This is a genomic window from Legionella drancourtii LLAP12, assembly GCF_000162755.2.
Taxonomy (GTDB): domain Bacteria; phylum Pseudomonadota; class Gammaproteobacteria; order Legionellales; family Legionellaceae; genus Legionella; species Legionella drancourtii.
In genome coordinates this window covers 42205-52788 of sequence record NZ_JH413808.1, presented here as the reverse complement: position 1 = coordinate 52788, position 10584 = coordinate 42205, and the positions used below count along the sequence as shown (strand labels likewise).

Here is a 10584-nt window from a genome sequence, read left to right as displayed (position 1 = left end):
CAATGATAGTGCAGGCCAACGATTTGCTAATGTTGTTGCTACCGAGCTGCGGTTGCTTGGCTGTAAGTTGTGGCAAGTTAATGTGGATGCATTAAGCTTGCTCCCTAAAGGAGATGCTATAGATTGGTTAAGAATGAATCCCCTAGCGACTGATAAAGAAATTGCGGCTCTTCCCCTTATTGACTTAGTTGCCTTGGAGGCTGAGACATCAGAGTTAAATATTATTGCTGAAGCAGAGAAGCCTCCTCGAGAAAACCAAGCATCTACTATTGTAAACTTTGTCATAGAACATGTGGAATTATTTCATGATAAAAATGCCGATGTTTATGCACAAGATTTATCGACTAAAGAAACCCGTCGTCTAGATAGCCGGCCATTTAAAGATTGGTTGGTCTCAAATTATTATGAAAGAACTGGAAAGTCACCCCGTGAGCAATCAGTCCGAGAGGCACTAAGCACATTAGGTGGTATAGCACGGTTCAAAGGGGAATGTCATGAGGTACATATTCGTGTGGCTAAGCATGAGAATGCATATTACCTTGATTTAGGTGAATGTGGGCAAAGTTATGCAATTCAACTAATGCCTGGTGAGTGGAAACTAATAAACAATCCGCCTGTAAGATTTTTGCGTCCTGATACAATGTGGCCATTGCCTATTCCTATTAGTGGTGGCGATTTATCTTCGTTGTGGCAAATGGTTAATATTCCAGAAAACGATAGGCTTTTAGCTCTTGCTTGGTTAATTGAGTCCTTAAGGCCTGATACCCCCTTTCCTGTTTTAGAGCTCATTGGTGAACAAGGAAGTGCAAAAAGCACTACGCAAATGGTATTACGGCGATTGATTGACCCTAATGCTTGTAACCTTCGTGCAGCCCCAAAAACAACAGAAGATATTTTTGTTAGTGGTGGTGTAAATTGGGTAGTCAGTTACGAAAATATCAGTCACTTATCCGCGCAGATGCAAGATACTTTGTGTATATTGGCAACTGGGGGTGGTTTTGCAAAACGAAAATTATATAGCGATGCAAATGAATCAGTTATTAATGCAAAGCGTCCCGTGGTTCTGAACGGTATTAGTGCCGCGATCACCGCGCAAGATTTAATTGATCGAGCCATTTCAATTGAAACTCCAGTTATCACTAAAAGAACGGAGATAAACGAAATTTTATGTACTTATGAAGAAAAACATCCAATATTATTAGGTGCGCTTTTGGACATTTTTGCCCAGTCACTTACACGTCTAACCGCAATTAAATTACCTTCAAAAAATTGTCCACGGTTAATTGAGTTTACGCGGCTGGGAATGGCAATTGCTGAAGTAGTTGGCCAAACTAGCGATAAGTTCTTGGAGGCTTTTAATGCCTGTCGTCATGAATCGATTGCCCGTACAATTGATGCCAGTCCTGCAGCATCGGCATTAATTGAATGGTTTGAAAAGCGTAACCGCCAACGAACTGATTTACCTCTTAAAGTATTATTTGCACAGGTAGAAGGTTTTAAACCTAATGGTTCCGATAGTTGGCCAAGATCACCCAAAGGTTTTGGCGATGCGTTACGACGAGCAGCACCTGCCTTACGGCAAATAGGAATTGAGTGTCGTAGTTTAGGGAAAGTGGGTAGCTATATTTCTTGGGAAATTAGGCAATGTGATTAATTGTCATATCAATGTCTTCATGTCTTGCATGTCTTTAAGAAAGACTTCAAGACTTGTAAGACATGAATATGAAACTTTTTCCTGTGATAAATTGGAACAATGATGGGTGTATTAATAGTTACTTATAAGTGACTAAAATACATAGATATTACGAGACTAAATGGCATTTTTTTTATAAAATATTGGTTAGGTTTGTAGCCGTTAATATGATGAAACAGGGAGGTTAAAATGGCCAAAACATCATCAAAAATAGGACGCCCCACGAAATATAACTCTGAATTGGCGGAAGAAATATGCAACGTTATTGCTTCTACAAGCAAAGGGACTAAAGTTCTATGTAAAGAAAATATGCATTGGCCTTGCCAAGATACCTTATTCGCTTGGTTAAAAAAATACCCTGAATTTTCCGAGCAGTACGCGCAAGCAAAGATATGCCAAATAGAACTTCTGATTGATGAGATACTGGAAATTGCTGATGATGAATCGAATGATTGTTTTATTGATGAAGATGGGAAGCCCGTATCAAATAATTCTGTTGTAAATAGGGCTAGATTAAAAATTGATACCCGTAAATGGTTAGCATCTAAGCTAGTTCCGAAGGTTTATGGTAATAAAATTGGCATTGAGAGTGATAGCAGTATGTCGGAGGAACTACGAAAGTTAAGTGCTGATCTTGAAGTTAAATATAGTCGTGACTATTAAACCGTGGTTGATTAGCGAATGTAAAACTTATTTAAGTTGAATCACATTTTAGTTTTTACACAGTGACAGTAGCTTTTATTTTGGTTTATATGACTCTTTCTATCAGAAGGATGTAATGTAAACCAGATAGTCTGTAATAAAGACATAACAGATAAAATTATTAAGAGCTAAAGTTTTCTATTCATAGAACAAGATAACTTACTCATATCATTCGAGCTACTACTCATAGTGACCTCATAAGTGTTATACAAGCGAAACGTGTGCATTAAGTGCATTTTTAAATTTTTTCAATTGAAGTTACAACCATTCTTGTTTAATTCGACACGCCTATGCTAACATCACACACCCAATAAGTGGCATTAATTGTGTTTTAAAGAGAAAATTTTAGCCGTTCTCTGCCTCAATGTTGCAAGGATGCAATAGTTACTTCCTAGGATGGACTCAGATCAACCATTTATATTCTGAGGCACCGTCGTCTTAACGTCTTCAATTTAGTACATCATCTAATGATTGCATCCGTTTCATTAAATCGACCAGAGGGAAATATGATTTTAAATTCCAATTTAAAGCAACAGAATGAAGATCAAATTATGGCTAGCATTGACGAACTACTGCAAATGCCAAATCGCTCACTAATTACTATCGCTGGCCGCAGTGGGCACGGGAGATCATTTTTTGCATTGTATTTAATGGATAAATTAATTGAAGCACAACTTCATAAACAAGCCTTGTATTTTAATCTTGAGATGCCTAGCGAAGTAATATTTGAACGACACGCACTCTTACTAGGAGCACAAGGTAATTCGTTCAAAGAAATTATGCTTAACGCACGTCCTAAGCTTACTCTAAAAAATGTTGGTGTAGTTAGTAACCCATACATAACCAGCAGTGAGATTGCATCAGTATGTACAGAAGCAGCTACTAGGGATGAAATTGGAGTGATTGTGGTTGATGGGATTGATATTGTACACATGAATGACAAATATCCCAAAGAAGCAATTGCTGAGAAACTTGCTGCGTTAGCAATGGAATTAAACTGTATAATAATTACCACTATCCCAGCTAACACCTTTGACATTGAAAAAAATAGGCTGATTGGAAATCGTTCTCCCTTACCACGGGAGGTAGAAGAATCTATTGGTACTTTTCAAGCATCGAATTGGTGGTTAAGTATTGATCGACCACAATTGGATACTGAGGATCGTTTATATAAAGGTTTATTTCAAGTTAGATGCCAAAAGAACCAAAGTACGGGTAATTTATTCAGCTTAGATTTGACTTTTGTAAACGGACGGTTTAGTTGAATAGTCAGCTATCTTTACTAGATAGGCTAAGGCGTTAGCCTAGTTAATATGGGGGGGTATGTCCCCTTGCCGAGCCCCCCCTTGGATAAATGGAGCCTCCTCTCACTTGAGAACCAGAGCATTTTTTTATCGCATGCTACTTATTGGGTGTGGAACTAATAGGGTGTGATCGACTTTACTTTCAAAATGAAAGTAAAACACCAAAACCTTATCAAAATCGGTGAAAAAATCCGAACACTACGGACTTCTGAAGGCTATTCACAGGAAGAGATTGCTGACGCTTCAGGTATGGGGCGTACTTATATGGGACGAGTTGAGCGTGGCGAGCAAAATATTTCCATACAGAATCTAATACAAATTGCTTTTGCATTGAACGTTGAAGTGGGTGTATTGGTTCCTGCATTGTCTGAATTGATCAATCCTGCTATTAACAAATTGTAGGTTAATTTCTGGGTAAACCAAATTGGTAATGGTGGCTTTAATCTTGTAGCCTATTCAGTCGCTCTTCCACTGTACTCTTCTATGTTAATAACAGTCTCATACAAACCAACACTTTCATTTTCATGTCGGTTAATACCTGTGTACGTTAGGCTTGCGTCTTCATAGCGTTTGAATTTGTAAACAGCATCATTCATGAGTGCGCTGTTAAATACCCCTAAACTAACCAGAAGCTCAAAGTCTTTAACGTTTAAACCAGTCACTTTTTTGAAAAGTCCAGGCTCAAGCTGAGTAATCACATCTTTAAGAGTTCTTTCTCTATAATCGGTCAAGTACATGAATACGGGGATGCGTGTAGCAAACTTAATCAATTTATCCTGAATTTGCTTGCGTACTCGTTTGTATTCTTTCTCGTTAGAGGTTAGCTCGCGCTTTTCTTTTGAATTGAGTTCGCGTTCACTTGCTTCTTTTTTGACTCTTTGGACTGCTTCTGATTTGTTAATGATTGTTTCAATATCTTGATTAAGTGTTCTAAATCCTTCAATGCGCATTAATGCATCCATAGCGTCCTTGCTATTCATTAGTCGTTTAAGCGTGTCGTTATCGACATTAACCAGTAACGCGCTCTCCCAACGGGGTGCCAATAAAGTTGCTGTAGTACCACTCATGGCCATATCTAGAACACCTGCCGCGTTAATTTGCTTCATTGAGCTGCCATCATAAGCTAGAACAGGCAAAAAATGGATGAATTCTTCTACGTTTTTCTCTGGACTTGAGCCATTGATGTTGAGACGGCAGCTATAATCAGCGATCTGGCGCAACGCACGATCTGGCGCAAAATCGAAAACATAGCACTCTTTCTTAATAATTTCTTGTTTATTAGGAGATTTCCTATCTGGATTGTTAATCACCCAAGGTGTTTGGACTCTAAAAGCAGCTTGGAAATAAGTTTCAGGACTAGAGCAATTACGGAGCATAAAAATTCCTGTCCAGGGTTTAACAGATACTCCTGTGGTCAATTTTCCACAAGATAGTGTGATTGTTTTGGTTTCAAGAGGGTTCTCCATAGCTTGAGCAACAGGGGGAATCGCATCAACCCCGATGCCAGCACTAGCACCTGCCGCTACTATAATTTTATACGCATGATAAAATCTATTTTGCTTCTGACCCAGTAGATTTTTCATGGCATAGCAAGATGCAACAGAGGGAAGAAACCAAAATGTATGTGATAAGAGTGCAAGTAATCTAACATCCGAGAATGGCATTGGAGGCTTTTCTATACCTAGCTTTAGATTATCAACGGCCACTTCAAGGAAATTCCCTCGAATCAGATTAAGCCATTTCTGTATTTCATCTTCATATTTAAATTTAGCGGTAGTCCTTTCTCCTGTAGCTGAAAAAAATGTATTTAAATCAAACTGATTAAATTCGCCTTTCATTGCAATGTCACGAATGACATCAGGTAATTGATAAGTTAACATGACTATCCGTGGCAGAGAATCGTATGGATTAGGTTCTCGATGCCATTCTTTCTTTGCACGCTGTTCATCTGAATAAGTCCAGTTGTATATTTGTTCTTCAATAAATTCACCGGATGCGATTGCACGAAAGGGTGTTCCAGAAAGGTATAAATAAGCTGATGTTGTGATTGGCATATTGTTTTCATCAAAAAAATCCATACCATCCCCTTCAGCATATCGAGCTTCTTTTTTGTCCTCTGACCCGAATAGATCTTTAGCCCCCTCTCTCCATGCACCATAATGGTATTCATCAAAAATCACACAATCCCAATGTGTGTTATGAACCCATTCATTTTTTGCTTTAATACCACCCGCTGAATTTTTCCCCATATAATCTTGAAATGAACCAAAGCATACAATAGGCTTATTTGGATCAATAGCCTCAAAAAAGAGATTATCTTTTGAGATAAATTGCCAACCCGGAAAATCAATATGTGACTCTAAATCTTCACGCCAGGCATTATGCACAGCGGGCTTGAAAGTGAGGATCAAAATTTGTTTCCACCCCATGCGTTTTGCAAGTTGATAGGTAGCAAATGTTTTTCCGAAGCGCATTTTAGCGTTCCAAAGAAAATGAGGTGTTTTTTCTGGATTTTCCTTTTTGAAACTTTGGAAATAAGCAATAGTTTTATTTACGGCCTCTTCTTGCTCTGGACGCATGGCGAAGTCAAGTGAACGTTTTTCCTCATTTTCTATGCCTTCACGTATTGCGATGATAGCTGCTTTAATGTCTGTTACAGAACATTTAAACCATTCACCGTTAGGGTTTTGAAAGCCCTGATTTCTTAGATACCGATGGACGGCGCGATCTATGAATGCGCTACCGTCTTTCCGCATTGCTGATTCAACAAGCAAAATCTTATAGGGCAGTGCTCCTGGGCGAAGCGTAGGGTATTGTTGTGCAACACGTTGTTCTACACCAATAGTGGTGTAACCAATTTTTAATAAGCCATCATATTGAGGGTTCGTATCCAAATAGGCGTAAATTTCAGGCTTTACCTCTGATTTTGGAGGAAAGAAATTATCTTTCATCAGATAACTCCATAGGCCGTACCATGGAATCAATAAAGGCTATATCATCTGTTGTAAGATTGTATTTTTTATACAATTTATCATCCGTCCATGCCTCACTAAAGTCTTGCATTGGAACAAGAGCATATTTATCCCTCATGGCATGTTGGGTGTTTTTTTTCAGCATAATGCAAAATCTAAAGAATTTTGTTTGAATATAAGACATTACATTGGTGCATGTTTTTTCATCACTAAATGTTCCGATCAAAAGATAAGCTTGAGTACAACAGCTATTAGGTTCGCCAATAAATGGTTTCCCTAAAAATCGATAGGGATATTGCCCCCTTTCTCCATATGCAGCAGCGATATAAACTTTCCAGTCATTAATCCACTGCTGATTTCTTAACACCTGATTTTTGCGAATAAACCCAATACCGCTAGTTGTATATATTTTTATGGCATCAGCAAAATGCTTTTGTTGAAAATCTTTAAATGAGGAAATGATTCCAAAAGGGGTCTGGGGGCTAACAAGAGAGCCAAAAGTTGGTTCGTTAAAAGCAGCTATTTTTCGAATAATGGGAATAGATTCATTGAACCGAATAAAAGAGTCGCCATTTTCCTCGAGAAGTGGGCGAATCATTGGTTTTGTTGTTGATTGGTTGTTGCCTCTAATGTTTGTGATTTCACAATCGCCTTTGTTTTCTCTATCCCATAAAAAATAACAAACCCCTCCAGAAATATCGACGCCAGGAAAACAGTCCGTTGCATTAGGATAGTCTACTAATTTTCTTATCCGTATGTCATTTAACATTTCCGATCTGAACTCATCCAAACCACGGCCACCTGCAAACCATCGAGAAGGAATAATCATTGCCAAAAGGCGCGGGTTTAGTTTTTTTGCTTGTTGAACAAACAAATGATACAGCGGGACAGCATAGTTTTCTTTTTCAACCCCAACCTTAAGTTGGTAAGGCGGATTACCCACAATAATATCGAACTTCATGTTGAAGATCTCCTCTGGATTATTTGTATGAATAAATTGGTATGCATGTGTTTCTAGCTCATTTCCTCGATCGTAGATTTGTTTTGTGGCACCACAAAACCTACATCTATTTTTATGCCACTCATGTGAGACATAATTAAAAATGATATTTCCTTCTGGAGTATCAAATTCAGTCGTAATGGAATATTTGCTATCAGCAAATCTAGAGCAATAAACGGAGCGTCTGGATAAAAGTGCTGTCAGTTCTGTGATAGCAATCCCATATAGTTGTTTAGTGTAAATATGATTGATGCGTTCTTGAATATTAGGAATTTCTTTCTCTAAGCCATGTAACAAACGCTTGGCAATTTCACGTAAAAACACACCTGATTTACAAGCAGGGTCTAAAAATTTTATATGTTTGTCATGCCAAATATGTTTTGGTAATAGATCCAATATTTGATTCACTATCACTGGGGGGGTGAAGACTTCATCGCTACTTAAATTCGCAATAAAACTTAAGATATCTGGGTTGTATTGTGGCTGTATCTCATACATTTTGGTATAACCTCAGAAAATGAATAAGAGGGAATTCCTTTATTGGGCTTAAAGAACGACTTTTAATATTATTAGGGGAATCGTTAGTGGGCTGATTACTCATTAAATCTTCAAAAAAGTAATCTCTACGCTTCAGCATACTCCCATTTACAGTAGACCATTCTGAAAAAATAATAGGTTTGTCTGTATCTGCCATCTTCATGGTCAGGGCATTACCCCATACAATATTAAGCTCCAAGATAAACCGTACAGAATCTCTACATTCTTGGCTGCAGTTTTTTCTATATAGGCTAGTGTACTGTTCATTGAAATGGTCGAATAGGCGATTCCGAGAGTGAAGGACGTTATCTTCCAAAATATCAATGCCATAGAGGGAAGATATCGCAAGCACAGCATAGCGTTCATATTCACGCTTGCTTTTGTTGTATCGATGCTCAACTATATTCAGCTTACGATGCAATATTTCTATTAGGAAATTGCCTGTCCCACATGCTGGCTCTAAAAAACGAGACTCAATTCTTTCGGTCTCTGGTTTGATAAGGTCAAGCATGGCGTTCACCTCTCGTTCAGAGGTAAAAACTTCGCCATGATCCATAACCCTTTTTTTAGATTTGATTTGAGTCATGTTCCCTCGCTTGGCTAATATAATTCCTTTACATCATCACAGCATAAGACTTACAAGACTTATTAATAGGCACTTAATTTAAGTGTAGACCAACTTTACTTTCATGGGTGTAATCAAAGAGCTAACATTAGCGTCTCTTATATGATGCTTTTGAATACGCGTTCTATGTGTCCTTATTTGACGCATATTACGGTAATTGCTATACTCTTAGTAAGTCCTAAATTGGCGAATTATCATGACAGTGAAATATAAAGACAGCATAGAGTACAAAGCTCTTCAACGTATCAAAAAGATACGTGGCAATGTGGTTTTGCGTCAGGATCTTATAGATTTGGGTTCCTATCGTCAGGTAAGCCGTGTTTTTAAGAAGCTAATTGATACCAATAAGATTGTTAAAATTGGAGCTGGTATTTATGCTAAAGCCTCTTTTTCTGAAACGCTCAATAAACCCCTTGCTCAAGGTACTTTTGGCCAAGTCTGTAAAGAAGCTTTAACAAGAAAAGGGGTTCAATGGGAGCCAGGTACAGCGGAACAAGAGTATAATGCTGGCTTATCAACCCAAGTCCCAGCTCGTACTGTTGTTCGTTTAAAAAGCCGTTTCAGGGGTACTTTATCCGACGGTAGAAGAAAACTGATTATAGAGAAACAAATTAATGCCAGATAATTTTTTGCTGAATAAAATTAAAGAAACCAGTGATTTTTTAGATTTACATGAATCTATTATCGAAAAAGATTATTACGTCACCCAGTTGATACAAACCCTTTCTGGTATCGAAAATGAATATTTCCGATTAGTCTTTTGTGGTGGCACTTGCCTGGCCAAAGCGCACAGAGTCGTTCGGCGTATGTCTGAGGATGTGGATTTTAAAATTCAGCGCAAATCAACCACGGATGATTTTAGCAAATCGCATATGCTAAAAGAGTTGAAAACTTTTCGGCTGGAGCTTCAATCCAAATTTTCAATTCCGAACTTAACGGCCAGTGAACCTGTAGTCCGTAATGAGGGCAAATATTCACGGGTTCAATTTACTTTCCCTTCTGTCTTTACACTTAACGATACTCTAAGACCCCATATACTATTTGAATTTACTCTATCAAATATTTGTTGTGATGTGGTGATACGCTCTGTAATGACTTTAATGGAAGAAACTTTCCCTGATTTGAGCCTATTCCCTAAAAGCCAGACCCATTGTGTTGCTGTTCATGAAACAGCAATTGAAAAATGGGTAGGCTTAACGCGACGCATCATTGCCATTGAGCGGGGAAGTCACCACGATGATCGATCTTTGATTCGTCACGTTTATGATCTTAATGCTATCGAATTAGCTGAACCGATCCCCGATGATTTTTTGATGCTGGCAAAAGACATTGTTCTAACCGATGCACAACAGTTTAAAAATCAGAATCCTGAATACGCAGCTAACCCCGCAGAGGAAATTAACCGATCGCTCGATCTCCTGCGCACCAAGCCTATCTGGCGAGAGCGCTATTATGATTTTATTGAAAACATGGTCTTCAATCCTGATTTAGCTGCTGATTATGATAAAGCTATCAATGTGATTGCGGATTTGAGCAAAAGAGTGATTTCCTTCTTACACTAAGTGCTACTGGGGGTACATTTGGGGGTATATTTTTATCACCAACAAAAATAACCATTTAAATACAACACATTGATTAACCAATTAAATAGTCGCCGCCCCACCATCCGAATTTTGGGGTCTTTCCCAATTACGGGGGCACTCACCAGTTAACAACAGAGCACCCTAACACGAGTTCTATAATTTTCAAAA

9 protein-coding genes are annotated in these 10584 nt (G+C 38.3%); 6 read left to right on the top strand and 3 right to left on the bottom strand.

What is annotated here, in order from left to right; all coding sequences use genetic code 11:
* The 4 genes from LDG_RS04335 to LDG_RS04320 all read left to right on the top strand — a co-directional run.
* A partial coding sequence (locus tag LDG_RS04335) for a hypothetical protein (RefSeq protein WP_050805519.1) occupies positions 1-1654 on the top strand: 1654 nt, incomplete at its 5' end.
* 228 nt (positions 1655-1882) lie between these two features.
* Entirely contained in the window at positions 1883-2356 is a 474-nt protein-coding gene (locus LDG_RS04330) for a terminase small subunit-like protein (RefSeq protein ID WP_006869939.1), read from the top strand.
* Between the two features lie 545 nt (positions 2357-2901).
* Positions 2902-3660 carry a DnaB-like helicase C-terminal domain-containing protein gene (locus LDG_RS04325; protein WP_006869938.1) on the top strand — a complete coding sequence of 253 codons (759 nt, stop codon included), beginning with the start codon at positions 2902-2904 and terminating at the stop codon, positions 3658-3660.
* Positions 3661-3846: 186 nt separating this feature from the next.
* Complete coding sequence (locus LDG_RS04320; protein ID WP_040534469.1) at positions 3847-4101, top strand: helix-turn-helix domain-containing protein; 255 nt, start codon at positions 3847-3849, stop codon at positions 4099-4101.
* 50 nt (positions 4102-4151) lie between these two features.
* Here the strand turns inward: LDG_RS04320 and LDG_RS04315 are convergent, their stop codons facing one another.
* From LDG_RS04315 to LDG_RS04305, 3 genes are all read right to left on the bottom strand, one after another.
* Positions 4152-6650 carry a GIY-YIG nuclease family protein gene (locus LDG_RS04315; protein WP_006869936.1) on the bottom strand — a complete coding sequence of 833 codons (2499 nt, stop codon included), beginning with the start codon at positions 6648-6650 and terminating at the stop codon, positions 4152-4154.
* The gene (locus LDG_RS04310) at positions 6640-8067 is read right to left on the bottom strand and encodes an Eco57I restriction-modification methylase domain-containing protein (RefSeq protein WP_199484652.1); all 1428 of its coding nucleotides are present in this window, start codon (positions 8065-8067) and stop codon (positions 6640-6642) included. Before LDG_RS04310 ends, LDG_RS04315 begins: the two co-directional genes overlap by 11 nt.
* 94 nt (positions 8068-8161) lie before the next feature.
* On the bottom strand, positions 8162-8794 hold the full coding sequence (locus LDG_RS04305) for a DNA methyltransferase (RefSeq protein WP_040534467.1): 633 nt from the start codon (positions 8792-8794) through the stop codon (positions 8162-8164).
* A 235-nt stretch (positions 8795-9029) separates the two neighbouring features.
* Between LDG_RS04305 and LDG_RS04300 the strand changes: the two genes are divergently transcribed.
* A complete protein-coding gene (locus tag LDG_RS04300) occupies positions 9030-9458 on the top strand; it encodes a DUF6088 family protein (RefSeq protein WP_040534465.1) in 429 nt (142 codons plus the stop codon).
* Positions 9448-10395: a nucleotidyl transferase AbiEii/AbiGii toxin family protein gene (locus LDG_RS04295; protein WP_006869932.1), complete on the top strand. Its 948-nt coding sequence runs from the start codon at positions 9448-9450 to the stop codon at positions 10393-10395. Before LDG_RS04300 ends, LDG_RS04295 begins: the two co-directional genes overlap by 11 nt.
* Positions 10396-10584 lie beyond the last annotated feature (189 nt).